General features: G+C 55.7%; 27 protein-coding genes and 1 tRNA gene. 11 read left to right on the top strand and 17 right to left on the bottom strand.

Annotated features, from left to right (window positions below):
- Window positions 1-88: 88 nt before the first annotated feature.
- From AY555_RS04675 to AY555_RS04650, 6 genes are all read right to left on the bottom strand, one after another.
- A complete protein-coding gene (locus tag AY555_RS04675; RefSeq protein ID WP_066134075.1) occupies window positions 89-619 on the bottom strand; it encodes a F0F1 ATP synthase subunit B family protein in 531 nt (176 codons plus the stop codon).
- 2 nt (window positions 620-621) lie between these two features.
- Window positions 622-1,113, bottom strand: coding sequence for a F0F1 ATP synthase subunit B family protein (locus AY555_RS04670; RefSeq protein ID WP_066134072.1), 492 nt, complete (start codon window positions 1,111-1,113; stop codon window positions 622-624).
- 184 nt (window positions 1,114-1,297) lie between these two features.
- Window positions 1,298-1,525 carry a F0F1 ATP synthase subunit C gene (locus AY555_RS04665; RefSeq protein ID WP_066136568.1) on the bottom strand — a complete coding sequence of 76 codons (228 nt, stop codon included), beginning with the start codon at window positions 1,523-1,525 and terminating at the stop codon, window positions 1,298-1,300.
- 100 nt (window positions 1,526-1,625) lie between these two features.
- The gene (locus tag AY555_RS04660; RefSeq protein WP_066134070.1) at window positions 1,626-2,360 is read right to left on the bottom strand and encodes a F0F1 ATP synthase subunit A; all 735 of its coding nucleotides are present in this window, start codon (window positions 2,358-2,360) and stop codon (window positions 1,626-1,628) included.
- A 129-nt stretch (window positions 2,361-2,489) separates the two neighbouring features.
- Window positions 2,490-2,882: an AtpZ/AtpI family protein gene (locus AY555_RS04655; protein ID WP_082812063.1), complete on the bottom strand. Its 393-nt coding sequence runs from the start codon at window positions 2,880-2,882 to the stop codon at window positions 2,490-2,492.
- Window positions 2,883-2,978: 96 nt separating this feature from the next.
- Window positions 2,979-3,614 carry a DsbA family protein gene (locus tag AY555_RS04650; RefSeq protein WP_082812062.1) on the bottom strand — a complete coding sequence of 212 codons (636 nt, stop codon included), beginning with the start codon at window positions 3,612-3,614 and terminating at the stop codon, window positions 2,979-2,981.
- Window positions 3,615-3,848: 234 nt separating this feature from the next.
- Between AY555_RS04650 and AY555_RS04645 the strand changes: the two genes are divergently transcribed.
- The 3 genes from AY555_RS04645 to AY555_RS04635 all read left to right on the top strand — a co-directional run bounded on the left by AY555_RS04645 (window position 3,849) and on the right by AY555_RS04635 (window position 6,921).
- Entirely contained in the window at window positions 3,849-4,349 is a 501-nt protein-coding gene (locus AY555_RS04645; RefSeq protein ID WP_066134065.1) for a copper chaperone PCu(A)C, read from the top strand.
- A gap of 128 nt (window positions 4,350-4,477) precedes the next feature.
- The gene (locus AY555_RS04640) at window positions 4,478-5,176 is read left to right on the top strand and encodes a response regulator transcription factor (RefSeq protein WP_066134063.1); all 699 of its coding nucleotides are present in this window, start codon (window positions 4,478-4,480) and stop codon (window positions 5,174-5,176) included.
- A 41-nt stretch (window positions 5,177-5,217) separates the two neighbouring features.
- Window positions 5,218-6,921, top strand: coding sequence for a stimulus-sensing domain-containing protein (locus AY555_RS04635; RefSeq protein WP_082812061.1), 1,704 nt, complete (start codon window positions 5,218-5,220; stop codon window positions 6,919-6,921).
- Window positions 6,922-7,008: 87 nt separating this feature from the next.
- Here the strand turns inward: AY555_RS04635 and AY555_RS04630 are convergent, their stop codons facing one another.
- Complete coding sequence (locus AY555_RS04630) at window positions 7,009-7,380, bottom strand: hypothetical protein (RefSeq protein ID WP_066134058.1); 372 nt, start codon at window positions 7,378-7,380, stop codon at window positions 7,009-7,011.
- Window positions 7,380-8,084 (bottom strand): EI24 domain-containing protein, encoded by a 705-nt coding sequence (locus AY555_RS04625; protein ID WP_167798511.1) that lies wholly within the window; start codon window positions 8,082-8,084, stop codon window positions 7,380-7,382. Before AY555_RS04625 ends, AY555_RS04630 begins: the two co-directional genes overlap by 1 nt.
- A 205-nt stretch (window positions 8,085-8,289) precedes the next feature.
- Here AY555_RS04625 and AY555_RS04620 point away from each other — a divergent pair, with 205 nt between their 5' ends.
- The 4 genes from AY555_RS04620 (at window position 8,290) to acnA (ending at window position 15,542) form a co-directional block, all read left to right on the top strand.
- Window positions 8,290-9,288, top strand: coding sequence for an adenosine kinase (locus AY555_RS04620; RefSeq protein WP_066134053.1), 999 nt, complete (start codon window positions 8,290-8,292; stop codon window positions 9,286-9,288).
- A gap of 44 nt (window positions 9,289-9,332) precedes the next feature.
- On the top strand, window positions 9,333-11,153 hold the full coding sequence (typA, locus tag AY555_RS04615) for a translational GTPase TypA (protein WP_066134051.1): 1,821 nt from the start codon (window positions 9,333-9,335) through the stop codon (window positions 11,151-11,153).
- Window positions 11,154-11,364: 211 nt separating this feature from the next.
- Window positions 11,365-12,672, top strand: coding sequence for an AmpG family muropeptide MFS transporter (locus tag AY555_RS04610; protein WP_066136566.1), 1,308 nt, complete (start codon window positions 11,365-11,367; stop codon window positions 12,670-12,672).
- Window positions 12,673-12,863: 191 nt separating this feature from the next.
- Window positions 12,864-15,542 (top strand): aconitate hydratase AcnA, encoded by a 2,679-nt coding sequence (gene acnA / locus AY555_RS04605; RefSeq protein ID WP_066134048.1) that lies wholly within the window; start codon window positions 12,864-12,866, stop codon window positions 15,540-15,542.
- 74 nt (window positions 15,543-15,616) lie between these two features.
- Here acnA and AY555_RS04600 read toward each other — a convergent pair whose 3' ends face one another.
- The 5 genes from AY555_RS04600 to AY555_RS04580 all read right to left on the bottom strand — a co-directional run bounded on the left by AY555_RS04600 (window position 15,617) and on the right by AY555_RS04580 (window position 19,808).
- Window positions 15,617-16,177 carry a hypothetical protein gene (locus AY555_RS04600; protein ID WP_066134045.1) on the bottom strand — a complete coding sequence of 187 codons (561 nt, stop codon included), beginning with the start codon at window positions 16,175-16,177 and terminating at the stop codon, window positions 15,617-15,619.
- A 235-nt stretch (window positions 16,178-16,412) separates the two neighbouring features.
- Window positions 16,413-17,522, bottom strand: coding sequence for a hypothetical protein (locus AY555_RS04595; RefSeq protein WP_066134043.1), 1,110 nt, complete (start codon window positions 17,520-17,522; stop codon window positions 16,413-16,415).
- Window positions 17,523-17,692: 170 nt separating this feature from the next.
- Window positions 17,693-18,514 (bottom strand): metal ABC transporter permease, encoded by an 822-nt coding sequence (locus AY555_RS04590; RefSeq protein ID WP_209315884.1) that lies wholly within the window; start codon window positions 18,512-18,514, stop codon window positions 17,693-17,695.
- Window positions 18,514-19,314 (bottom strand): ATP-binding cassette domain-containing protein, encoded by an 801-nt coding sequence (locus AY555_RS04585; protein WP_066134037.1) that lies wholly within the window; start codon window positions 19,312-19,314, stop codon window positions 18,514-18,516. The genes AY555_RS04590 and AY555_RS04585 overlap by 1 nt, the downstream gene beginning before the upstream one ends.
- Complete coding sequence (locus AY555_RS04580; RefSeq protein WP_066134035.1) at window positions 19,311-19,808, bottom strand: Fur family transcriptional regulator; 498 nt, start codon at window positions 19,806-19,808, stop codon at window positions 19,311-19,313. The genes AY555_RS04585 and AY555_RS04580 overlap by 4 nt, the downstream gene beginning before the upstream one ends.
- Before the next feature lie 118 nt (window positions 19,809-19,926).
- Between AY555_RS04580 and AY555_RS04575 the strand changes: the two genes are divergently transcribed.
- From AY555_RS04575 to AY555_RS04560, 4 genes are all read left to right on the top strand, one after another.
- Window positions 19,927-20,901 carry a zinc ABC transporter substrate-binding protein gene (locus tag AY555_RS04575; protein WP_066134032.1) on the top strand — a complete coding sequence of 325 codons (975 nt, stop codon included), beginning with the start codon at window positions 19,927-19,929 and terminating at the stop codon, window positions 20,899-20,901.
- A 113-nt stretch (window positions 20,902-21,014) separates the two neighbouring features.
- Window positions 21,015-21,091 (top strand) — tRNA-Arg (locus tag AY555_RS04570).
- A 145-nt stretch (window positions 21,092-21,236) separates the two neighbouring features.
- Window positions 21,237-22,529, top strand: coding sequence for a DUF6538 domain-containing protein (locus AY555_RS04565; RefSeq protein ID WP_066134029.1), 1,293 nt, complete (start codon window positions 21,237-21,239; stop codon window positions 22,527-22,529).
- Between the two features lie 635 nt (window positions 22,530-23,164).
- A complete protein-coding gene (locus AY555_RS04560) occupies window positions 23,165-23,629 on the top strand; it encodes a BRO family protein (RefSeq protein WP_066134025.1) in 465 nt (154 codons plus the stop codon).
- 317 nt (window positions 23,630-23,946) lie between these two features.
- Here the strand turns inward: AY555_RS04560 and AY555_RS04550 are convergent, their stop codons facing one another.
- From AY555_RS04550 to AY555_RS04535, 4 genes are all read right to left on the bottom strand, one after another.
- Window positions 23,947-24,228 (bottom strand): BrnA antitoxin family protein, encoded by a 282-nt coding sequence (locus tag AY555_RS04550; protein ID WP_066133244.1) that lies wholly within the window; start codon window positions 24,226-24,228, stop codon window positions 23,947-23,949.
- On the bottom strand, window positions 24,185-24,460 hold the full coding sequence (locus AY555_RS04545; RefSeq protein WP_066133240.1) for a BrnT family toxin: 276 nt from the start codon (window positions 24,458-24,460) through the stop codon (window positions 24,185-24,187). The genes AY555_RS04550 and AY555_RS04545 overlap by 44 nt, the downstream gene beginning before the upstream one ends.
- Before the next feature lie 101 nt (window positions 24,461-24,561).
- Window positions 24,562-24,960 (bottom strand): hypothetical protein, encoded by a 399-nt coding sequence (locus AY555_RS04540; RefSeq protein ID WP_066133237.1) that lies wholly within the window; start codon window positions 24,958-24,960, stop codon window positions 24,562-24,564.
- Window positions 24,957-25,514: a hypothetical protein gene (locus tag AY555_RS04535; RefSeq protein WP_066133232.1), complete on the bottom strand. Its 558-nt coding sequence runs from the start codon at window positions 25,512-25,514 to the stop codon at window positions 24,957-24,959. The genes AY555_RS04540 and AY555_RS04535 overlap by 4 nt, the downstream gene beginning before the upstream one ends.
- Window positions 25,515-25,714 lie beyond the last annotated feature (200 nt).

The raw sequence follows: 25,714 nt of genomic DNA, 5'->3' as shown, positions 1-25,714 counted from the left end.
CTACAGGGATTCCGCTCTCAAAAAGACAACGGGCAGACTGTCAGAACACAGCCCACCCGTTGATCACATACGATCCAGTAACCAAGTTTCAGTGCATTTTAACCAACACACTTTTTATCGACTCATCGACCAAGGCATTAGCCGCAGCGTCGTCCAAATGTTTCACAATCAACGTTTCTGCTGCTTTTATACCCAGATCCACAGCCATGCCACGGACTTCAGACAAAGCGGCATGTTCTGCAAGCTTGATACGCTCAAGAGCCTGCTGTTCACGGCGAGATACGCCCTTCTCGAATGCTTCTTCTGCCTCAGACTTAAGACGCTGCACCTCTTCAGTCGCATGGCGCAGAATCGCATCAACCTCTTTCAAGGCATCACGCTGGCGGCGCTGATAATCAGCAAGCAGGGTCTGTGCATCCTCTCGCAAACTGCGGGCCTCATCAAGCTTGGCCTGAATAGCAGCAGATCGGGCATCCAAAGCAGATACCACGGCCTTGAAAACAGGGCGCGCGGCAAAAGCAACAACAGAAACAAAGGCCATTGCAACCCAGAACTCGGGGGTTGCATAGAAAGGAGCATGGTGAACTGCGTCACCAGCTGCGTAAGCAGCGGATATCATATTCAGTCACCTTCCTTGACAGCATCAGCAACAGCAGAGCGAACCCGCTCAGCATCAAACGCCACACCAGACAGCTTCGCTGCAGCATCTGAAGCGACAACAGATGCAAGATCACGGACGGATACCAAAGCAGCATCACGTGCCTTGGCTATGCGATCTTCTCCATCACGAATCTGCGCAGCGAGACGGACGCTCACCTCACGGTTCCTGATTTCAGCTTGGCGCGTCACTTCTTCCTGAGCCTGACGAAGGAGATCCTGTGCCTTGGACCTAGCATCAGTCAAAGCCTTTTCATAGGCACGAATGGACGTCTCCGTCTCAGCCTTCAGCAGCTTGGCACGATCAAGATCGTCTTCCACAGTTCTTTGGCGCTGTTCCATAATCTCGCCGAGCCTAGGAATCGCATACCGCGACACCAAGACGTACAGGAGTGTGAATGTCACCGCCAGCCAGAACAGCTGGGACGCAAAAGTGGATGGTTCAAATTGCGGCATACGCAGCAAGCTCCACGGTCTGGTCGCGAACAGGAAATATCAGATTGCAGACACGGCACTGAGCCTTTTTTCTGCTTCTCTGTACGGGGTAACTCACAAGCGGATCCCGCATTTTCACGCCTCCTTCCCCGAATGCGTGGACCACAACAGGCCACGCAAGCGGAGAAGAACGCAAAGGCCTGCTTCAGCCAGCAAACAAAACGATCAGCGCCACAACAAGGGCAAACAAGGCAATCGCTTCGGTCACAGCAAAGCCAATCCAGCCATACAGCTCAACGCTTGCCTTGGCCGACGGATTGCGGCCAACGGTTGCAATCAGGCTAGACCAGATATTACCCACACCAATACCGGCTCCAATCATGCCAATTGCGGCCAGACCGGCACCAATAAACTTAGCAGCTGCAACTTCCATCTTTCTGTTCCTCTGATGAAAAGAACTGTTGAAAACTTTCAGGAAAACCCTGTCCTGAACCCCACATACAACATGCGAGGCGATCAGCACTACACTGAAGTCAATGCATGTTTATCGCATCATTGAGGTAAATGCAGGCAAGAATGGTAAAGACATACGCCTGAAGCCCGGCGATAAAAAACTCCAGAACCGTAATACCCGCAACGACGACGAAAGGAACAAAGCCACCGACTATGCCAAGAGCAACAACAAAACCTGCCAGAACCTTCAGCATGATGTGTCCGACTGTCATATTGGCAAAAAGACGGACAGAAAGGCTGAATGGACGGGAGAGATAAGAGATCAGCTCAATCGGGATCAAGATCGGGGCGGTTGCCAACGGTGCGCCATGAGGGAAAAACATGTGCAGATAACCCAGACCATGACGGGCAAACCCAATCACGGTAACAGCCAAGAAAATCACAATGGCCAGCGCTGCCGTCACAGCGATATGACTGGTAAACGTAAAGGAATACGGCAACATCCCAAGCATGTTGCCAAGAAACACAAACAGGAAGAGCGTCAGGATGAAGGGAAAATATCGCATTCCCTCACGCCCAACATTTTCCCGAATCATGTTGGCGACAAACTCGAAGGCCACCTCACCAACGCCTTGCCAGCGACCAGGGACCAAGGAAAGACGGCGCGTCGCGAGCCAGAAAAACACAAGAGCCACAAGAATAGCGGCCACCATCGCGGCCGCTGAATTTGTGAAGGCGTAAAAAGGCAAGTTCCCACCGTCAGAGACAACGGGAACTATCGGCTTTACCGTAAATTGCTCAACAGGACTGGCCACCGCACTTCCTCTGCTATCCTCAAGAACCTGCCAAACAGCCCACAACCAGCAACAGTGCCGAAAGGGACTTCACGCTATCACTGACCGACACCCAAAAAAACCGGAAAGGATCTAGGGTACAACCCTAGCCTACCGTTCATGGCGTCTATCCTGGTTATGTCCGGCGCCATCTGCGGAGGTATCCCCATGACGCATGGCGCGACCAAGACCAACCCCATCATCAAGCCCCCTGACAACACGGTACACATTGCTGATGCCTGCCGCGCCACCTAGGAACATAAAAACAACCATCAGCCACGGACGCGTACCGAACCAGCTATCCATAAACCAACCAAGTGCCGTTCCAACCAAGGTTGTGACAACTAGCTCGACACCGATCCTGGCTGCCAAGCCAAGCCCGGACATGTTACGCGGACCCGACGCCTGCTCACCGGCGCTGTCCTCATCACAACCGCCGGAAGCAGACTGAATCCGGGCTTCCAGATCTGACAGGGCTTGATGCCGAGCTTGCTTCTCATCCATCGAAACGCCTCTGCCTATACCACCAAGCCACCGGCAAACCCGGCTGAAAACCGGGCGCACCATATGATTTAGCTGATAACGTGTCAAGCATACCATCTAGCGCGAGACACCCTTGTGAACAAGAGCACGGTCAAGAGCCTCAGACAGCGCCTCGTAACTCAAGGCACCTGCATACAGTGCTTCGTCAATCACAAAAGAGGGAGTTGAACGCACATCAAATGTTTCCCTAGCACGCTCCTGTACCTGCTGGATTGAAACCAAAAGGGACTCGTTGGCAAAACATGCATCAAGATCAGCCTCGCTCATCCCCGCCAGACGCCCTGTCTGTTTCAGGAAAGCCAGAGGATTTTCTGCTGACACCATTGCCTGCTGGCTGGAAAACAAAAGCTCCATAATCTTGTAATAGTGCCCCTCGGGGGCGCAGCGGGCCATCATGGCCCCAACCATAGAGAGGCGATCCAGCGGATAATCACGCAGAACAAGCCTGACCTTCCCGGTGTCAATGTGGCTTACCTTCAGTTTGGGTAACGTCTGTCGGTGAAAATCAGCGCAATGCGGGCAGGTCAGGGACGAATATTCATAAAGCGTTACCGGAGCATCTGCGGATCCGAGAACCCGCTCAGGGTATCCAAGCGGTAGCGCAAAGTCTGCCGCAAGAACGCCATGCCCTCCCCATACACCCCACACAAGCAGGGTGAAGCAATACAACAGGCTGATACGAACAAAACGCATGACCAATACCACTCCCAATTCTCTTTCATGGCTGTGCACAGAACGTATCCACGCCCTATACGCAAGCAAAATTCCGGCACAGTCTAGATCAGGATTATTGATTTTGCACGAGTCAGCAGGCACAAGCACTTTGCTTTCTTCTCTTCCTGTTCATGCCGATGCATTTTTATGCACACTGGTTTACAGAAACAGCGGCCAGATATTTTTCATACCGCTACGTGGAGCATCATCCCCATGACCATATCCAGATCACGTTCCTTGCTGCCCGCACTTACCCTTCTGCTCTCCTGCCTTGCATGGATGGCCCCGGCACGGGCCGAATCGATCCTTGTAGAAGGGGCTTGGTCACGGGCCACGCCGGGTCAGGCACGCAACGGGGCCGTCTTCATGGCCCTGCATAACCAGGGAGCTGAAGATGACACCCTGCTGAGAGCGGATGCAGACCCCATCGCAACAAGCGTCGAGATACATACCCACGTGCATGAGAACAACATCATGAAAATGAAGGCTGTTGATACCCTCACGCTTCCAGCCGGCGCCACCGTCACCCTGATGCCCGGGGGGCTGCATATTATGCTGATGGGCCTGAAGGCCCCCTTGCATGAAGGACAGGGCTTCACAATGACCTTGACCATGCAGAAAGCAGGTACCATAACAATTCCCGTTACCGTCCGCGCGGTGGGAGCACCTGCTTCTGTCAGCCAAGGCCACAAGCCGGAACAACACGTGCATTGAAGCACCCTGCTGTCACAGATAGAAATCCGGACTTATAAATCACAGGATTTCGGTAGGGGCTACTGCAGTTTTGCCACATTGGCATCGGATCATGCCAAGGTCGACGTTTCCATCAGGAGCCCTCTGCTGTGACTGCAACCATTGCCCTTGTTGATGATGATCGCAATATCGTGGCCTCTGTCTCCCTGTTCCTAGAAGCAGAGGGATTCGTGGTTTCCTGCTTCCATGATGGCTCCGAAGCCCTGCGGAACCTGACCCAGAATCCCCCTGACTTGGCTGTCTTTGATATCAAGATGCCCCGTATGGACGGCATGGAGCTGCTTCAACACCTGCGCAAGACATCCGATATCCCGGTTATTTTCCTGACGTCAAAAGATGACGAGAGCGACGAACTGCTCGGACTGCGCATGGGAGCCGATGACTACATCACCAAGCCTTTTTCCCAGCGCCTTCTTCTGGAACGCATTCGCGCGGTTCTACGCCGCCGCAACATTGGTTCAACAGCAGGAGGCACCGCGTCCGAAACAGCCATGGTACGCGGTGACCTGGTACTGGATCCTGCGCGCCACATGGTCAGCTGGAAGGAAAAGCCTGTTGACCTGACTGTAACAGAATTCCTGATCCTGCAGGGTCTGGCCCAGAGGCCGGGCCACGTCAAGAACCGCGATCAGTTGATCGACCTAGCCTACGGCGAGAACATCTACGTTGATGACCGGACCATCGACAGTCACATCAAACGGCTGCGCCGGAAGTTCCGCGACGTAGACCCCGGATTTGCCGAGATCGAAACCCTGTATGGGGTCGGATATCGATACAGGGATTGTTGATTCTGGCCGCATCCCGTCATAGCACAGCAACAGAAGGATCCATGACACGGGGGCGATGGGTATCGCCCCTGATGCTCCGCATCTTGGCCGTCAACCTGGTTGCCCCTCTGCTTCTGGTCGCCGGAATCCTGTACCTGAACCAGTACGAGCGAGCGCTTCTGGACTCAGAGATGGAAGCTCTACGCGGCCATGCCGACCTGATCGCCGCAGCCTTGGGCGAAGGCGCGGTAACAGCCGACACCGCACTGTTCACCGATGCAAGGATTCCAGTTACATGCCACATGCTGGACCGGGCTGAAGCCAGCGCCATGGTTATCCGTCTCGGAAGCCTGAGCGGGGACAGAGTCCGTTTGTTCGACAGCGACGGCATTCTGATTGCAGACAGCACGGGGCTCTCGCGGAAAAAGCATGCGGTGGAAATGACAGACCTTCCACCGCTGGACAATGAAAGAGCCTCTGTCCTGCAAGGCTGGATCAATGCCCTGGCCAACAGCTTCCGGGATCTGCCGGACTATCGGGAATCCGCAGACCAAACAGCGAGCGACTACAGCGAGGTTCTGAACGCTCTGGAACAAGGGCGTACCGGCCTTTCACTGCGTGTTCTTTCCTCTGGGAGACGCCTGATGTCGGCCGCTGCTCCTATCACGTTTTACCGCTACGTCGTTGGCTCTGTCATGGTATCGCGTCCTGATACAGCTGTCGCGCGGGGGCTGTACAGAACACGCCGTGACATCCTGAACATGTTTTTCAGCACGCTCACTGTAACTGTACTGGTTTCAGCCTACCTTGGACGAGGCCTTGCCCGCCCGGTCCAGCAATTGGCCAAGGCTGCAGATCGGGTTCGATCGCAGCGTGGCAGGCATTACCGGATTCCCGATCTGTCTTCACGCCATGACGAAATAGGGGACCTGTCTGTCTCCCTTCGTCACATGACCGAGTCACTCTACCAACGCATGGATGAAACGGAACGCTTCGCCGCAGATGTCGCCCACGAGATCAAGAATCCGCTGACGTCCATACGCTCTGCCATTGAAACGATCGACCGGCTGGATGATTCCTGCAAGAAAGCCCGCCTGCTGAATATCGTCAAGGATGACGTTGACCGCCTCGACCGTCTTATTTCCGATATATCCGATGCGTCCCGCGTTGATGCCGAACTGTCACGTACGGAAGGTACGTTTATTGCCCTGCGCCCGCTTCTTCAAATTCTGGGAGAAGTCTGCACACCTGCCCTGAATGAACACAAGATCGGAATCCGCCTTGAATTACCGGAGCATGATACACAAGCCATTGTTCATGGGAGCGAAGACAGGATTGTACAGGTTCTGCGTAACCTGATCGGCAATGCACAATCCTTCTCTCCAGAGGGAAGTACACTGACCCTTGGCCTGAATCTTTCTGCCAGCCGGGCACACATAACCGTTGAAGACGAAGGGCCCGGCATTCCTCCTGGCAAGGAAGAGGCAATCTTCGAACGTTTCTACAGCGAACGTCCCCGGAAAGAAGCCTTTGGCTCCCACTCCGGGCTGGGGCTGTCCATCTCACGCCAGATTGTTGTCTCGCACGGGGGCACAATCCACGCCGAGAACCGCATGGATGATGCTGGTAATATCATGGGGGCCCGCTTTACCGTCTCACTGCCCTTGGTCACCCCTCTCTCCTTGCCAAACAGTGAGAAGCCAAAGCCTACGGTCAGGGAACAGAATCTCCATGCCCGCGCTGACTTCAGTGATGCCACAGGATAATCACCACAGGATAATCACCACAGGATAATCACCACAGGATAATCACCACACAATCATTCCAGACACCGGACCGCATCCAAGAATGCACTAAAGGTCCTTGGCCTCACCGGCAAATGACATCAGGCAATCAGTGATAGCCATGGCACCCCCGTCTGCTCCCCGACTTTCCAGATATTCTGCACGCAGGCGCTGATCCGGGCCAGGATAAAAGGTCACATCAAGGACACAGCGCTTGGTCATATACTGCCAAACCTCTGCGGGCCTCTCGACACGAACCCTGTCCGGATGACCCAAGGCGGCCTCGACCGCAACCTTATCCCGGTGTTCAATCGCCGTCCGCTCCGGCACGGAACGCAAACGCGTCGAGGCTTCACGTACGGATGAGGTGCAAGCCAAGGGCAAGGCGAGCACCAACAGAAAAACACCACGCACGATGCGTGATACCAAACGTGAAGCCATCAAGATACCTCCCGCCCTGGACCTTCCACCACAACGGGCAACGCTTTCCCCATATCAAGGCCCTGCAGAATATGCACCATTGCGGCCACGCCCACCAGAGGGGCCAGTATATTGACAAAAGGCACCAATAACAGAACAGCCGTGAAAGTCCCTGCCCACCACAGGCGCCGCCGGTAATAACGGGACAAGGCATAGACCTCTGTCCGTGATAACCGGCGCAGAGCAACCAGCTCAAAATACTCCCGCCCCAGCAGGAAACCATTGACCAACAAAAAGGCAAAGGCATTGACGGGCGGTATGAAATACAAGGGAAGGGCAATTAGGTTGACCAACAGCGCCAGCCCCGCAAACCTGAGACTGCCGGCCAGACTTTCCAGAAAACCTTGCGGACGGGTGTCCGGCAGGGTCGGGTAGTGCTCTGCCTCTACCGCCGTGACGATGTCATCCAAGAACAGGCCGACAAAACCCGATAACACGGCAGGAAAAAGGAACAGGGACGCAACAACAACAGCCGCCCCGCCCAAAATGGCACCGCCGGTTTCCCACCACGACGCAGCCAAGATTGCCAACTCTCCGAACACCCAGCCAAGTACGACGAATGTGACGCCATACAGGAGAACAGCAAAGCACAGTGACAGCAGGATCACGCGGCGGAAACGCGGATCAGGTAGCTGGCTGAAGGCCTTCAGGTAAGATTGAATCACGAAGCCTCCTTCTGAACAAAAACCGGCATGGCCTGACCGTAGCATACTCTTGTATGGTCACAACGCTTGCCGCAACACAACACCCCGTTATACTCGCGTCCATCACCGGCCCGGCTCTTTTTCTGTCACACAACCAGAACGCCGGGCTCCTATCTTCTTGCATGCGCCCTGACAGCGGGCGACGCCAACCTTCCGGGGCCCGGACATGACCCAGAGCTTTGACATCCTGACAATTGGCAATGCCATCGTCGATATCCTGTGCAAAACCGATGACAGCTTTATCACCGGACAAGGGCTTGTCAAAGGCAGTATGACGCTGATTGATGAACAGCAGGCCGATACCCTCTATGAAAAAATGGGACCAACGATCGAGGCATCGGGTGGTTCTGCCGGCAACACCGCCGCTGGGTTGGCCTCTCTGGGAAGCAAGGTGGCCTATATCGGGAAAGTTGCCAACGATACCTTGGGCAAGGTCTTTACCCATGACATCCGTGCCATCGGGACCCATTTCGAGACCCCTCCACTTGTTGATGAGTTGTCTACCGCACGCTCGATGGTCCTGATCAGCCCGGACGGAGAAAGGACGATGAGCACTTGGCTCGGCGCCTGCACGCGGTTGTGCCCGGACGATATAAGCACCTCTATAGTTGAAAATTCGGGTATCACCTATGTTGAAGGCTATCTCTGGGACAAGCCCGACGCCAAGGCAGCCATCCTGAAAGCCATTGAAATCGCACGCAGGGCAGGTAAAAAGTTCTCTCTTTCGCTCTCGGATCCCTTCTGCGTAGACCGGCATCGGCAGGACTTTCTTGATCTTCTGGACGGAAGCGTTGATATTCTGTTCGCCAACGAACAGGAGATTTGTCACCTTTACGGGGTTGCAAGTTTCGCCGAAGCAGTGGAAAAGGTACGTGGCCGGGTCGAAGTCGCCGCGCTGACACGCGGTGCCGCAGGCTCTGTAGCCGTCACAGCCGGCCAAACCATTCCTGTACCCGCAGCGGCCGTGCCTGCTGTTGTTGATACAACAGGGGCAGGTGACCTGTATGCCGCCGGCTTCCTGCACGGGCTGGTCGGGGGACGCCCGCTGACTGAATGTGCCCTGATCGGGGGCATATGCGCGGCAGAATGCATCAGTCACGTCGGGCCAAGACCACAGGTCTCGCTGGCCGGCTTTGTCAAGCAACGCCTGGGCAACACCGCGTAAGCACCCCGGGACGTCGCATTTCTTTCTTTTGGACCGGAACCTGTATGGACCTACGCAATATTGCGATCATCGCACACGTTGACCACGGAAAGACAACCCTGGTTGACGCCATGCTCAAGCAAAGCGGCACCTTCCGCGACAATCAGAAAGTCGCAGAACGGGCCATGGATTCCAATGATCTTGAGCGTGAACGCGGAATCACCATTCTGGCCAAGTGCACATCCGTGGACTGGCAGGGGCACCGTATCAACATCGTGGATACCCCCGGCCACGCCGATTTCGGCGGCGAGGTGGAGCGCATCCTGTCGATGGTGGACGGGGTTGTGCTGCTGTGCGATTCCGCCGAAGGCCCCCTGCCCCAGACCAAGTTCGTGCTGTCCAAGGCCCTGAAGCTTGGCCTGCGCCCGATTGTGCTGATCAACAAGGTGGACCGCCAGGATGCGCGTCCGGACGAAGTACACGACGAAATCTTCGACCTGTTCGCCAATCTGGATGCCAGTGATGCACAGCTTGATTTCCCGACCCTGTTTGCCGTCGGGCGTGACGGGTGGGCTGTTGCGGACTTGGAAAAGGATGAACGCAAGGATCTGACCCCCTTGTTTGACCTGATCCTGCGCCATGTCCCGGCTCCGGAACGTAATCTGGAGGCTCCGTTCTCCATGCTGGCTACCACGCTGGAAGCCGATCCATACTTGGGCCGAATTCTGACCGGACGTATTGCCACCGGGCGAGCCAAGCTCAACATGGCCATCAAGGCCATATCCCGTGATGGATCCCTGATTGAACAGGGCCGTGCCTCCAAGTTGCTTGCCTTCCGTGGCCTGCAGCGGGTACCGGTGGAAGAAGCGGAAGCCGGCGATATTATCGCCCTAGCTGGTCTGGCCAAGGCAAACGTGGCTGACACGCTGTGTGCGCCCGAGATTGATACGCCACTGACAGCCCAGCCGATTGACCCGCCGACCTTGGCCATGACCTTCACAGTCAATGACAGCCCCTTGGCTGGTACCGAAGGTGACAAGCTAACCAGCCGGGTGATCAAGGCCCGTCTGGAACGTGAAGCCGAGGGTAATGTGGCCATCCGTATTACCGAGAGTGCCGATAAAGACAGTTTTGAAGTGGCCGGTCGTGGCGAACTTCAGCTGGGCGTGTTGATTGAAACCATGCGCCGCGAAGGCTTTGAGCTGTCCATTTCCCGCCCGCGCGTCCTGTTCCGCGAGGAAAATGGGCAGCGGATGGAACCGATCGAAGAAGTCGTGGTGGACGTGGACGAGGAGTTCTCGGGCACCGTTGTCGAGAAGATGAGCCTGCGCAAGGCAGAAATGACCGACATGCGGCCTTCTGGTGGTGGCAAGCTGCGTATCACCTTCCTGGCCCCGTCACGCGGCCTGATCGGATATCATTCAGAGTTCCTGACTGACACCCGTGGCACAGGCATCATGAACCGCCTGTATCACAGCTATGCCCCCTACAAAGGGCCAATAGAAGGCCGCCGCACGGGGGTCCTGATTTCCAATGGAAAGGGAGAAGCTGTCGCGTACGCCCTCTTCAACCTTCTGGACCGCGGCCCACAGTTTGTCGTCCATAACGACAAGGTCTATGAGGGCATGATTGTCGGGGAGCATACCCGCTCCAACGACCTGGAGGTCAATGTCCTCAAGGGGAAACAGCTGACCAACATCCGCGCAGCCGGCAAGGATGAAGCCGTGCGCCTGCCTCCTCCGAAGAAGATGACACTGGAAGAGGCGCTGTCCTATATCCAGGATGATGAATTGGTCGAGGTGACGCCACAATCAATCCGTCTGCGCAAGCGGTTCCTTGATCCAAACGAACGCAAGCGGGCCGCAAAGGCCGGCACGTTCGCCTAACACAGAGCACGCGTATTCCGGGGTGTGGCATGACATGCCGCACCCCGGAATAACCGGATACGCTATAAACACACCGATCAGGTTGCCATTCCCGCGAGAGATGCGAGAAAAAGAGCCGTAAACACGCAAAAAGGGCACAGGAAGGTTGACAGAACAGCCTTAATTCTCCTCCATGGCTGTCTTGTTGCAAAAGTGTCAGGGAAATATCGGTATGCAAAACTGGTGGCGCTCCGTCGCAGTCTATGGCGACCGCCGGGTTATGATCATCCTCGTCCAGGGCTTTGCCTCGGGCCTCCCTCTTCCCCTTGTTTACGCCACCCTGTCTGCCTGGCTGACAGAGGCCAGCCTCAGCAAGACGGCCATCGGTCTTTTTTCCTGGGCCTCCACGGTCTACGCACTAAAGTTCCTGTGGTCACCGGTTGTGGACCATATTCGCATTCCCCTTCTGACATCTTGGCTAGGCCGTCGGAAATCTTGGATGCTGGTCTCGCAGATCGCCCTAATCGTTGCCATGACCGGCCTTGGAAGCAGTGACCCTGCAACCTATCTTTGGGGAACGGCCGCATGGACAGTGGCACTTGCCTTTGCTTCAGCAACACAAGACATTGTGATTGATGCCTACCGTATTGAAAGCTTGGAACAAGATATGGCCGGTGCCGGTGCCGGTGGCACTGTTCTTGGGTACCGTATCGGGATGATGGCCTCCGGGGCGGGGGCACTTATTCTGGCCGATGCCTTCGGATGGCAAGTCGCCTATGCATCGATGGCCGCGCTGATGGCTGGGTGTTTTCTGTTCACGCTTTTCGTACCCGAGCCGGAATCCCCGCAAGGGAGAATGCGTCAGGAACGCCACGTTACCCAGAACAGCGACTGGCTATACGATACGATCATTGCTCCCTTTGCCGACTTTATACGCAGGGAAAACTGGGTCCTGATCCTGCTTTTCATCGCGTTTTACAAATACGGCGATGCCCTGCTTGGCGTCATGGCCAACCCGTTCTATATCGACATTGGCTTCACAAAAACCGATATAGGTGTCGTCAGCAAAACCTATGGCGTTGTGATGACCATTGCCGGTGGCCTGATCGGCGGCGCCATAGTGCTCCGCTATGGTATCATGCGGGCCCTCCTGCTGTGTGGTATCCTGCAAGCTGCTTCCAACTTGGTGTTTGTGGCCCAAGCCATAATCGGTCCCAGCGTTCCGGCGCTGGTTGTAACCATCAGCGTGGAGAATCTGACCGGCGGTATGGGGTCGGCCGCGTTTGTCGCCTATCTTTCCAGCCTGACCAATGTTGCCTATACGGCAACCCAATATGCATTGGTCAGCTCGTTTATGGCCTTTGCCCGTACCTTCATGGCATCAGGGGGGGGCTGGCTGGCTGACCATGTTACGTGGAGCACCTATTTCATGATTTCTACCCTTGCGGCAATACCGGGTCTGCTCCTGCTGCTTTGGATGATGAAGGCCTTTCCACGACAGAACAGCCAGATTCATGTCTCGGCCATGGCCGACGATTAACGGGGAAATACACGGAAACACCCTGCCCGGCCTTGCCTTTTCATAGGCTTCCCGGCTGGGCAGGGTGTGTCTGGGTACGGGGCATCACTGGACAATATCTCGCAAATATGGTGTATGGTGCACGGGATTCTCGCGCAGGCGCGGGACTTCCGAAGACCAACGGATGCCACCCTTTTGCCGAGGAGCGACCAATGCCCCTGTGCGGTCACGACACCCTCAAGACCCGACGGACCCTGAAGATTGCCGGGCAGGAATTTGATTATTTCAGCCTGAAAGCGGCGTCGGAAGCCGGACTGGGTGACATTTCCCGCCTGCCCTATTCCATGAAGGTGCTGCTGGAAAACCTGCTGCGCTACGAAGATGGGCGCAGCGTAACCGTTGATGATGTCAAGGCCTGCGCCGCCTGGATCAAGGACCGCCGCTCTGACCGGGAAATTGCCTATCGTCCGGCACGGGTTCTGATGCAGGACTTTACCGGGGTTCCTGCTGTCGTTGACCTGGCCGCCATGCGTGATGCCGTCACCCGGCTTGGCGGTGACCCACAGAAAATCAATCCCTTGTCCCCCGTCGATCTGGTTATTGACCATTCGGTGATGATCGACCACTTCGGGGCAGCCGACTCCCTGAAAAAGAATATGGACTTGGAATTTGAACGCAACGGAGAGCGTTATGAATTCCTGCGTTGGGGGCAGAAAGCGTTCCGCAACTTCCGGGCTGTACCGCCAGGGGCCGGCATCTGCCACCAGATTAATATTGAACATCTGGCCCGCGTTGCCTGGACCGGTGAAGAAGGCAAACGGACACTGGTCTATCCTGATACCTGCGTTGGCACAGATTCCCATACCACCATGGTCAATGGGCTGGGCGTTCTGGGCTGGGGCGTCGGTGGTATCGAGGCTGAGGCCGCCATGCTGGGGCAACCGGTGTCGATGCTGATCCCCGAAGTTGTCGGCTTCAAGCTGACCGGGAAATTGCGTGAGGGTATGACAGCAACCGACTTGGTGCTGACTGTTACCCAGATGCTGCGCAAGAAGGGTGTGGTCGGAAAGTTTGTCGAATTCTATGGCTCGGGCCTCGATAACCTGAGCTTGGCTGACCGCGCCACCATCGGAAACATGGCCCCGGAATACGGTGCAACATGCGGCATTTTCCCAGTGGATGAGGAAACCCTCAACTATCTGCGTCTGACCGGACGCCCGGAATCCCAGATCGAGCTGGTCAAGCTCTACGCCATGGAACAGGGCATGTGGCGGACACCAAACTGGGATCCGGTCTTTACGGACACCTTGGAACTGGACATGAACACGGTAGAGGCATCCCTCGCCGGTCCGAAGCGTCCGCAGGACCGGGTAGCCTTGTCCGGGGCGGCCAAAGCCCTGAAGGAAGTCCTGACCGCCGAAGGCATCACCGACCACGGCAAGGGCTTTGCTGTCCCTGGGACGGATTACGAGCTGAACCAAGGCGATGTTGTTATTGCTGCCATCACATCGTGCACCAATACATCGAACCCCAGTGTTCTGATTGCGGCCGGCCTTGTTGCCAAGAAGGCGATAGAAAAAGGCCTGAAGCGGGCACCATGGGTCAAGTCATCTCTGGCACCGGGATCACAGGTGGTGCAGGACTACTTGGAGAAGGCCGGTCTGCAGAAATACTTGGATCAGCTTGGCTTCAATATTGCCGGCTTCGGCTGTACAACCTGCATCGGGAACTCGGGTCCTCTGGCTGATCCGATTGCCACCACCATTGACACCAATAAAATGGTGGTCTCTGCTGTTTTGTCCGGAAACCGCAACTTTGAAGGTCGGATCAGCCCGCATGTCCGGGCCAACTGGCTGGCTTCCCCGCCGCTGGTGGTAGCCTATGCTCTTCTGGGTAACATGCAGAAGGACATAACGACCGAGCCTCTCGGGACGGGATCGGATGGCAAGCCTGTATACCTGAAGGATATCTGGCCCACCACGGCAGAAATCCAGTCAACGGTTGCGTCCTGTGTAACTCGGGCCATGTTTGAAAGCCGGTATGCCGACGTCTGGGCTGGCCCACGGCAGTGGCAAGCTATCAAGGTCGGTGAAAGCCAGACCTATTCTTGGAACAACAAGTCCACCTATGTCCAGAACCCGCCCTACTTCGTCAACATTGCCGACGGAGCCGGAAAGTTCTCTGACATCAAGGGAGCCAGACCGTTAGCCATCTTGGGTGACTCTGTGACCACGGACCATATCTCACCGGCTGGCTCGATCAAGACCGACAGCCCGGCCGGGAAGTATCTTATTGCCAACGGTGTCAGCAAGGCTGATTTCAACAGCTACGGCGCGCGGCGTGGCAACCACGAGGTCATGATGCGGGGCACCTTTGCCAATATTCGCATCAAGAACGAAATGGTGCCCGGCATCGAGGGCGGCATTACCAAGCACATTCCCTCCGGCGAAGTCATGGCCATCTACGATGCCTCCATGAAGTATCAGGCTGAGAAAACGCCGCTGGTCGTCATCGCTGGCAAGGAGTACGGAACCGGCTCATCCCGCGACTGGGCTGCCAAGGGCACCAACCTGCTGGGCGTGAAGGCTGTTCTGGTGGAATCCTTTGAACGGATCCACCGCTCCAACTTGGTTGGCATGGGTGTCCTTCCCCTGCAGTTCAAGGACGGAACCGACCGCAAAACCTTGAAGCTGGACGGAACCGAAGTCTTTGACATCAGCGGCATTGGCAACGGAATCAAACCCCGCCAAGACGTTCAGGTCACGATTACCCGCGCTGATGGTTCAAAACAGACAATCACGGTTCTATGCCGCATCGATACAGCCGATGAGGTGGAATACTACCGGCATGGCGGTATCCTGCAATATGTACTGAGATCACTGGTCGCCTGATTGCCCAATACGGAAAAGGGAGGGCTTATGCCCTCCCTTTTTTATGAATAATCCCGGAGTATCCGCAAAAAGAGTCAACGAGCAGCTGCATCACTAGGCAGGTTGGCCTTGTCCGACGGGTCGTCAAGGAACGAGCGCAGAACCTTCTCGTACAGAGGAAGATCAGAAGCGACGTAATTCTTGTCCTTCCTAGAAATTTGCAGTCCACCCAATATCCTGAAATAGAAGTAATCGGACAGGATATTGCCCTGTGCCTCCATGTTATAGCTAGCAAGAGACGCGTCTTCACGCAGGGTGTAAGCATAGTCCAAGCCTATACGCACTGCCCCGCGCAACATGACCGGATACCCAAGCTGATACTGCCAGACGTGGGTCATCTCATGCATAAACCACAACAGGGAGGACACATCAAAATCACCGTCAGGGTACCCCAAGGCAAAGTCAGCACGATAATCTTCTTTTCTGAAATACAGGGAGCCATTTGGCGTTACAGCCGTACGCCGGGTCTGTAAATCAAGACCAAAGAACCTGAAAAATCCGCGATTATGTATGCGAACTTTTGAGTAATCGATACTGTCCTTAAATATTGATCGGGCAGCTTGGATTTCATTGTCTGTGAGAGGTCGTTTCTGCATTATTCAATCACATAAATATAGTTGTTACCGTTATGGAATATCGCGCCCTTGTAGGACAGGATATTTCGCCTATAAAATAAATAGAATGTGCAGACACAAAGCACCAGAGAAATGCATCTAAATATAGAAAAGATAGTCCTTTTGCGTCACAAAAGGTGTGTATGGCAATAAAAAAGAACGTTCAAACAAACAGGGTGGGGCACGCAGGAACGCGCACCCCATTATAAAGCTCTTCTTATCGAACGAAGACCTGCACTTCTCCGCCAGACACATCATTGCTGGCTGATGTTGTCAGGCGCGTACGATCCGAACCAAGCCCCATATCGCTCAGAGTACGGATCACCTGCTCGGCATTGCGGCGAACACTTGTTGCCGCCACAGCAGCCTGTCCAGGGTTACCATCAGCCGGACTCACGGCAATAATATCAAAGACAGCTGTCGGCTTACGCTCCAGCGCCTGTGACACCGCTTGATACAACGGCTGTTGGTATTCGACATTCGGCCTGTCAAAGCGGATCACGACCAAAGGGCGGCGCTTTGCCTTGTCAGCCGGCATACTGAACGCAGACGACAAAGCCATCGCATTGGCCCGTGAAGAGGCACGTGAACCAAGAGCAGCGCCATAGAGCTGACCGCTCTTCACGCCCAATGCCAACGTATTCAGGTTCGACCTCTCACTGGCCAGATAGCTCTGCTGGCGGGATATATCCTGTGAAAGATCGGACAGAAGACGCTCAAACAACACCATGGTCTGGTTGGTCTGGTCCTGGAGCATCCTGAGCTGGCGGTGATCGTCCTCAACAGCACCCGACAAGCCATAAGCCGCATTGATACTGTCAATCAGATAAGCACCCATCGCGCTGTCCGAAGACACGTGGCTTGCCAGCCTGTTCATGGCCGTAATGCTGGCGCTTATGCCATCAAGCTGCTTCTGCGCACCACTCCACTGCCTTTGCAGGACGGGGTTGCCGGGTGTAGAGCCAACCTGTAGACGGGCGCTGATCGAAGCCACCGTTTCGTGATAGGCCTTGCTGTCGCTGACAATAGCCGCCCGAAGCTGCTGAAGCTCTTCCCCGCGCCGACGCACGGCAGACTGAAGCTGACCCAACTCCCCACGGAATGTCTGTACCTTCTGCCCGACGAACGTACCACCCGATACACCATCGGACAGGTCCGCATCCGATACCAAGGGCACGGGCTCCGCTACATCATCACCGCGTGTGACCACGGTCCCGGAGCTGTGATTGCTCTCCAGTGACGGGAACAGTGCATCATTGGCAAAAGAGCAGCCGGACAGAAAGACTGTCACGCCAAGCACCAGAATTCGCGATTTGGTCAGCGGCATCGAATTACCTATGTCTAGTCCGTACCCGGGCAGAGGTCCGACCCGACGGATGAGTCTCAAGGGCGGAAACAGTATCACACTCGACAAGTGTACGGCGGGCTCCCCCTCACCTTCCCGCTTACATGATTTGGGGGAGTGTACTGAAACGTCATCACCGGAACAAGCCGCTTTTACAGCGAGATACGTCCGATTCTATACCGTGGTAACAAAGATGCCCAAGCAAGGAAACAAAAAACGGTAGCCGCAGCAACGATAGACGGGCCTGCCGGCAAATCCCAGAACCATGATCCAGCCAAGCCACACAGAACAGAAAGAACTGCAAAAAAGACCGATAAAAAAGCCATCGCTTCAGGCGTACCGGCAAAACGGCGCGCTGTCGCCGCCGGAACAATCAACATCGCTGTAACCAGCAGAACACCTGTCGTTCGTATGGCCAAGGCAACAACCACAGCCATCAGGATCATGAACAGGAACTCGGCCCGCCATACGGCAAGACCCTCGACAAGGGCAAGGTCACGCGACACCGTTATGGCGACAAGAACACGCCACAAAAAGACCAAGGAACATACAACACAACAGGCCCCGCCCCATATGACTAGGACATCACTCTTCGCAACAGACAGAATGTCGCCGAAAAGAAAACTATGCAGGTCGATCCGTATGCCACTTGCATCCGACGCCACAAGCGCCAGCGCAATCATGCCAAATGAAAGCCCGGCATGCGAGAAAATGCCCAGCAGTGTATCCGCAGCCACCAGACGCTGCCGGCCCAGCGCCACAAGAAGCAAGGCAACGACCAGACCAAGAACAACAACCGAGGCCGTGATACCCGTTCCCAGAAACAATCCGGCAGCCACTCCCAACAGCGCAGCGTGCGACAATGCATCGCCGAAGTAGGCCATACGTCTCCAGACAACTAGGCAACCCAGTGGCCCTACGGCAACAGCCATTCCCAAGCCGGCGAACAGGGCCCGCACCATGAAATCATCCATCACTTCATATCCTTGGGCACAGGCCCTGTATGCGCCTCATGGCCATGAACCGAACAGTCCGCACTGATTGTCCCGTCGGGGTTATGATGGTGGTGATGCCCCTCGTGCCCGTACCAAGCAATATGCCCCGCCGCTTCCGGACCGAAAAGACGTTCCCACACCGGATCACGGGCAACCATACGGGGATGGCCAACGCAACAGACATGATGATGCAGGCACACCACACGATCTGTAGCAGCCATCACCACGTGCAGATCGTGAGAAATCATGACAACAGCGCACCCATGCACCGTGCGCAAGCGGGCAATCAGATCATAAAGGTCCGTCTGTCCCCGGTAATCCACACCCTGGGCCGGCTCATCTAGAATCAGCAGGTGTGGACGGGACAACAGGGTCCGCGCCAGCATGACGCGCTGAAACTCCCCGCCAGACAAATCCTGGACCCGGGCCCGGAAGAGATGCGCAACACCCGCTTCCTCCAAGGCCGTACGGGCTTCCTGTTCACGAATGCGACCGGTCAGGGAGAGCAGGCGATACACTGTCAGAGGCAGAATACGATCAACATGCAGACGCTGCGGCAACCAGCCGATGCGAAGGCCGGGGCTACGCTCCAGCACACCCTCGCCCGCAGTCTCGAGACCAGCCAGAACACGGACCAAGGTCGTTTTTCCTGACCCGTTCGGACCGACAATGGTCACGATTTCCCCTGCCGCAACCGAGAAGTCAACGTTATCGAGGATCCTGCGTCCATCACGAACCAGAACCAGCCCCCTTGCCGAGATCAGGGGAACGGTGCTCATGAATGTTCCTCCACCGAGCTGGCAAAGCAGTCCGGGCACACCCCCATGATCTCCACTATCTGGGCCGAGATGGCAAAGCCTATACGGTCGGCAGCAGAAGATACGGCACGCGCAATCGAAGTATCCTGGGTTTCGGCAACCTGACCACAACGGCTACAGATGAAAAACCAGACCCCGCTGATGACAGAATGGCCGGCATCGGAACAGGCCACAAAGGCATTCAGGCTGTTAAGACGGTGCGCCAGCCCCCGTTCCACCAGAAAGTCCAGGGCCCGATACACCGCCATCGGGGCAACGCGCCCTCCGGCCTCATTCAAACGGTGTAGAATGCCATACGCACTGACAGGGCGGTGATCCTCCCACAGGATCTCTAGGACCTGGCGCCGCGCTACCGTCAACCGAGCTCCCTGCTGCATACACAGCGCTTCTGCCCTGTCTAGGGCACTTTGACGGCACCGTCGATGATCATGGTCGGGGGCTGGAAAGGGAATCATAACCTGCCTGTCTCTCCTGAAAGCGGGGGCATCATGTCACAGAACAACACGCTTGCCAAAGATGTTATGTTATAACATAAATAACCTCCCCCCATGCCCCATGTGGAGCTCACCCCTCATGCTTGCTTCCCTGCGTCTCACGATCACCGCTTCCCTTGCGCTGGTCGCTATACTTGGCAACCCAGCCCACGCATCCGTTCCCGTTGTTGTTGCATCAATTACACCTGTCCACGCCTTGGTTTCCGGCGTGATGGAGGGCGTTGGAAGCCCGGTTCTTCTGATACCCCCCGGACAGTCCCCGCATACCTATACACTCAGGCCATCCGATGCCCGTGTTCTGGCATCGGCACAGACTGTGTTCTGGATCGGCGAGGCGCTGGAAACCTTTCTGCCAGGGACACTGAGGTCTCTTTCTCGGGCCAAGGCCGTTTCACTCTTGGAAGCACCAGGGATCATACGACTTCCCGTACGGAGCGGCGGGCTGTGGGAGCACGCCGGACACACCCACCACCATCACGCAGAACATGGACAACACAGCCATCACAAACAAGGAGCTGACCCGCACATCTGGCTTGACCCACGCAACGCGGTGGCCATGGTCAACGCCATCGCTCATACCCTGTCAGAACAGGATCCTGACAACGCGCATACGTACCGCACCAATGCAGCCAACCTGCAAACACGGCTGAAAACGCTGGAAGAGCACATGGATCATACGCTGAAGCCGGCGCGTCACCTGCCCTTCCTGATCTTCCACGATTCCATCCAATACATCGAAAATCGTTTTGGCCTGCATGCCGTTGGCGCTATCACCATCGACCCCTCCCTGCCCCCCGGGGCACGGCACTTGGGCCATATACGCGAGACAGCACGCCATCACCACGTGTCCTGCCTGTTTGCAGAACCATCATCTCCCCGTCGAACAATAACCCAGATTGCACGAGAAACCGGCGCCCGGACCAGCGACCTTGACCCCTTGGGAGGCGGAGACCCACGCGAAACCGGCTATGAAAACTACACACAACTTATGAATGATATAACAGCCAGCCTGACTTCCTGCCTTACCGGACAAAACACTCAGCACCGGCATTAAAAATACGGGCCTATGCATTTTTCTCTTGCCTGTAGCCCCGCAAGCCGATAGAAACCCGGTCCTCGGCGGAAACAAGCCACCACCAATGGCGCCAAAGAGAAAAAGCGTGCCCTGCACCCGTAGCTCAATTGGATAGAGCATCTGACTACGAATCAGAAGGCTGGAGGTTCGAGTCCTTCCGGGTGCGCCATAAAAACCCCCGCGACATGTTTCAGTCGCGGGGGTTTTTGCTTTAAAAACAATGCATTAACGGGACCCCTTCTGCCCCCTCCGGGTTTGGGATACGTTAAACAGCGCGTTTTTGGATACATTTTTGGATACATTGGGATCGCAAGGTGACCAGTCGCTATATCCTGCAACAAGGGCGTACACTCTATTTCCGGCGACGGGCACCCATCGATCTGGCGCCTCAGCTGGGTCGTTTTGTGAAGATTGCGCTCGGCACAGACAGCTTCGATGTGGCACGTCGGCTTGTTGGTCACATCAATACTGCCGTCGAGACCTATTGGGCGGAACTGCGCCTTGGCGGCGAAACAGCTGCCCTGCGTGAACGCTATCAGCGTGCCGTCGCGCTTTCCCGCCGCCTGGGCTGGGTGTATCGCCCTCTTTCCGAGCTGGTGGCCGGGCCCGTCGGAGACGCTGTCGAGCGCCTTGAATCCCTGCAGGATACCGTGACGCCGGCCACCATTGTCGCTGTCATGGGCGGCGTTGAGCGGCCTGTCCTGCTTCTGTCCGACCTTTACCCCGAATATGCCCGCCTGACCCCGGAACTGCTGCGCGGAAAGAACGAAAGGCAGATCCGGGGCTGGCGTCTGGCCCGTGAAAGGGCCGTCCGCAACCTGATCTCTGTGATTGGAGACAAACCACTGACAGAGGTAACCCGCACCGATGCCCTGATATTCCGTGACTGGTGGGCCGTTCGCCTGGGGGCGGAGAACCTTGCTGTCAACACGGCGAACCGTGACCTGATCCATATCAAGGGCATGATCCGGGTTGTTGATGAAAAGCTGGGGCTTGGCTTCAAGAATCCTTTTGCCGACCTGATGTTCCGCGAAACCGATGGAATGGGCAAAAACCGTGGCGAGACCGTCTCGACAGACTGGATCCGGGGAACGCTTCTTGGGCCGGGTGCGTTGTCCGGCGTGAACGAGGAAGCCCGCTGCCTGGTTGCCATTCTGGTGGAAACCGGTGCACGCCCCGGGGAGATCTGCGGGCTGGAACCCGAGGATATCTTGCTGGAAGGGCCTGTTCCCCACATCAAGATCAGGCCGAATGCGGTGCGCGCTATCAAGACATCGCAATCAAGGCGAGATATTCCCTTGGTCGGCGCCGCTCTGGAGGCAGCCCGACAGCTTCTGCAAAACGGAGGCATCCAGCGCTATCGCGGCAAGACAGACAGCTTCACCACGGCGATCAACAAGTACATGAACGAGCACAATCTGTTCGAGACAAAAACCCAGAGCCTGTATTCCCTGCGACATGCGTTCCAGGACCGGCTGATCGCCGTAGACGCACCCGACCGTATCGCAGCGGAACTAATGGGACACACTTTCCACAGACCCCGCTACGGGGCCGGAGCAACGCTGAAGCACAAGCAGGAATGGCTGGAAAAAATCGCCGTCGGCTGAATGCGTGAGGGCGGAATATTATGTGTTTACTTGGATAGATACATGACTGGATTGCCTGTTATTGTATATATACAATTTGCAGGCAGTCAGTTAAATAAAGCTACCAATGTTTTCATTGCATTATCAATTCAATACAGCATTCATGCATGTTAGTGTAGGCGCGTAACTCGCTATAAAATTCATCGGGAGGATGCTATGGATTCATTATCAAGCAGATTTTTCGAATCAATTCTATTCTTCATAGCAAAGCATATATATGTATTAATAATACACTCCATATTATTTACTATATTATATTCAGTTATTACATTTTTATTATACATTTATCAAGATGCACCAATTGCAGACGATTTCGAAGAATTTGGAAATTTTATATGGTTATCGATATTCTGCGGCAGTGCTCTTATAGCTATTAAGCTGAATAACTATTTCAGCTACAATGGCCGCAGTTCCTCGTAAAGCGTTCATCTGCACGGTTCCCTTAAAATTACTTTCCGGCTGTATGCTGTGATTGGCTGTTAACGATAAGATCGCTATACATGCCTCAAGGTGTGTGCTTCCGGAGCATAGTTGAGGCCGACACCACGTTCGTGGGCGGCAATAGAGAAGAATGAGCATGCCAAGGAACTGAACGCATGAGCAAAACGCTGACCGGAATGAATTTTAGCGAGACAATTGAGCGGGTTGCGAAAACAGAACCGGCAGAATTGACTTTAGTCACTAACACCTCAATGAATGATGGCGAAATCGAAAAACTGATTGCGGCTTTCGAGGCGGCAGCGCGAAAGGACGGTGGGGGAAAGGAGTTTTGGTTTGCCCGGGATTTGCAAAAGCTTCTTGGTTACGACAGATGGGAGAACTTCCTGTCCTCCATAAGCAGAGCAAAAATCGCTTGCGAAAACTCTGGTCAGCGCGTTGACGACCATTTTCGTGACGTCACGAAAATGGTCGAATTAGGATCAGGAGCGGTTCGCGAAATTGAGGATATGAAGCTCGGTCGCTACGCCTGCTACCTGATCACACAGAACAGCGACGCACGGAAGAAGCCGGTTGCATTTGGTCAGAGCTACCAAGCCGCATGGAGCCATTTCAACATCTGAATTGATTGCAGAATTACCAAATTACATTCGGGTCCCAGATGATAGCCAAGAGGTTTTGACAGGGAGGAAGGACACGAAGTTTTCTCAGATCGTTCGCAACCTGAAATCTCACAAAGCTGCAAAAAACAACCTTATATATCAGGGCTATGCGGAAGACGTGGATGGCGGCTTCAAGATCACTCCGAAGGGGCACGATTTCGTGAAAACTTACTTCTCCGAATAAATTCTGAGAAGGTCAATCACGTATATCGTTTCTCGCCCTTGCTGGTCCCTGTGAACGCCTGAACTAGCCATGGCAAGATTGCTGTATCTGCTCTTTAAGATGTGTGCTTCCGGGATCTTTGGTTTTGTTCGGCAGCGATAGCTTCACGCAGGAAGGCATTCAGTCGGGTCTGCCAACCGGGTCCGCCTGCTCTCAGATACTCCAGAATGTCCGGGTCAAGACGAACGGTTGTCGATGCCTTGGTGCGGTTCAGCGGAGGGCGTCCCCGTCTTACGGGTGCCTTGTCAAAAGCCTGTGCCCATTCCGGCGCTGACAGGTCCGGGGCATCGTCTTCATCCACCCAGGCGGGGCTGGAACCTTTTTTCTTCACGGGCATTGGCTTTCCTCAAGCTGATAATGCGGTACGCGCTCTGGCGCGGCGTCCATACCATCACCACCATGCGTCCATCCATATAGCCGACAGTAATAAGGCGTTGCTCGCCGTACTCGCGCCGGTCATCCAGAACCGTTATGTGAGGCCCTGAAAACACCTCTTCAGCATCAGCCATATCCAGGCCCCTGTTTTCAAGGGTCAGGGTACGCTTGCTGGCATCGAACTCTATGTCCATATTTTTGTTACTACAATAAATGGATCGAGACAAGCCCCTTCAGGGTGAAGAAGAGGCATCCTCGCCCCCTTGGCCATACTTCTTGAACGCAGGGCATAGAATCAAGCCATTCCTCCGATGGCCCGCACGCCGTAATACGTCCCGCCGAGTGCGGCGCTGTGGACCGATGCGGCCTGCTCCAGAACACCCAGCATCGAAGCCACCAGCCGACAGGCCCGGCGGATCAGGGCATCGGGGTCCGCGTCGCCCGCTTCATCTTCGAGGGCGGACAGGATCCCGAAGGCGGCGAGGCCCTGTGCCAGCGCGCCGTCAAGGCTGGTTGCCCGGGCGTGGCTGATGCGGTGCTCCAGCTGGTCGATCAGGGCTGTGTTGGCCGGATCCAGCGGGGCCTGATGCATGGCGACGCGGGTTACCGTGGCCAGTTGGCGGGCCAGCATCACAACCGGGTCGGGCAGGACATCTGAGGATGGTGCGGTGTACATCTGTTGCAGACTCATCATCCGGCACTCCCCCTGACTACGTGTACCTGAAGGCCTGCCTGGTCTGCCGCCCGCCGCAGTTCATGCTGCTGACGGCCTGTCAGCCAGTCATAGGCAAAGGACGAGCACTGCAGTTCCAGAATCAGGCCATCAAAGGCTGCATCAGCCTGACGGACCAGCGTTTCCGCTACCCGGCAGCCTGACTCATGCAAGGTGGTCGCCAGGCGCTCCACAGCATCCTTTGCCGGGTCCCGACGCAGAATGCCCATGCAGGTCATGGCGGCCTTCAGGGCGGCTGTCACCGTCTTCAGGGGTTGCCGTACGGTCTGGGTTCTGGGCAGAAGTCCAGCCGCTTGCAGCTTCCGCAGCGCGGTCAGGCAGGTCCGCACGCACATTCCGCTGGCCTCGGCCAAGCCGCGTGCTGTGCGCATAATGGATGCCTGGATAAACGGAGCGAGGCCATAGCCCAGTGAAAGAGCGACAACGCGGGCACTCAGGCTCAGGTCCTTTCGCCCTCCCACGTGACCAACCCAGCGCAGGCGCTCGGTTTCGGTCATGCGATGCGTGAACATCATCGAGAAAAACTCCCCTTCGGCGTATCGACGCACCATCCAGAGGCCGTAATGGCCGCTGGTGGCGGGAGGCAAAAAACCCGAGATGCACTGGCAAAGGTCAGGCAGTCGAGCGGGCTTATTTCCCTTGCGGGTGTTGTATTCGCCGCCCTCCCGCCGAAGGGAGGAATGCGCCGGACAGAATCCGGGCACAAAAAAACCGC

The organism is Haematospirillum jordaniae (assembly GCF_001611975.1).
GTDB classification, from domain to species: domain Bacteria; phylum Pseudomonadota; class Alphaproteobacteria; order Rhodospirillales; family Rhodospirillaceae; genus Haematospirillum; species Haematospirillum jordaniae.
Note: the sequence above shows the minus strand (reverse complement) of the source record. Positions and strands in the feature narration are given on the sequence as shown.